Annotated in this window: 1 protein-coding gene; it reads left to right on the forward strand. The window is 63.6% G+C overall.

Translation table 11 applies throughout. The annotated features are described in order from the left end of the window. Positions 1-690, forward strand: a 690-nt coding sequence (locus EOB59_RS35030) for a 2-oxo acid dehydrogenase subunit E2 (protein WP_206622112.1), incomplete at both ends; no start/stop codon positions are given.

The raw sequence follows: 690 nt of genomic DNA on the forward strand, positions 1-690 counted from the left end.
CTGTTCGAACAGGGCTCCTACGACCTCGTCCCGCATGACAATATGCGCAAGACCATTGCGCGGCGGCTGGTCGAGGCCAAGACCACCATCCCGCATTTCTACCTGACGCTCGACTGCGAGCTCGATGCGCTGCTGGCGCTGCGCACGCAGATCAATGCGGCTGCCCCGGTGAAGAAGACCGATAGGGGCGACGCTCCGGCCTACAAGCTGTCGGTCAACGACATGGTCATCAAGGCGATGGCCATGGCGCTGAAGGCGGTGCCGGATGCCAATGCCTCATGGACCGAAAGCGCCATGGTCAAGCACAAGCATGCCGATGTCGGCGTTGCCGTGTCGATCCCCGGTGGCCTGATCACGCCGATTATCCGCAGGGCCGACGAAAAGACGCTGTCCACCATTTCCAACGAGATGAAGGACCTGGCCAGCCGGGCGCGCAGCCGCAAGCTGAAGCCGGAAGAGTATCAGGGCGGCACCACGGCGGTGTCCAACCTCGGCATGTTCGGCATCAAGGATTTTGCTGCCGTCATCAACCCGCCGCATGCGACCATCCTGGCGGTCGGCGCCGGGGAGGAGCGGGCGGTGGTCAAGAATGGCGAGATCAAGATCGCCACCGTGATGTCGGTGACGCTGTCGACCGATCACCGCGCCGTCGACGGCGCGCTTGGGGCTGAACTGCTGGTCGCCTTCAAG

The organism is Mesorhizobium sp. M7A.F.Ca.MR.176.00.0.0 (assembly GCF_004023165.1).
Taxonomy (GTDB): Bacteria; Pseudomonadota; Alphaproteobacteria; order Rhizobiales; family Rhizobiaceae; genus Mesorhizobium.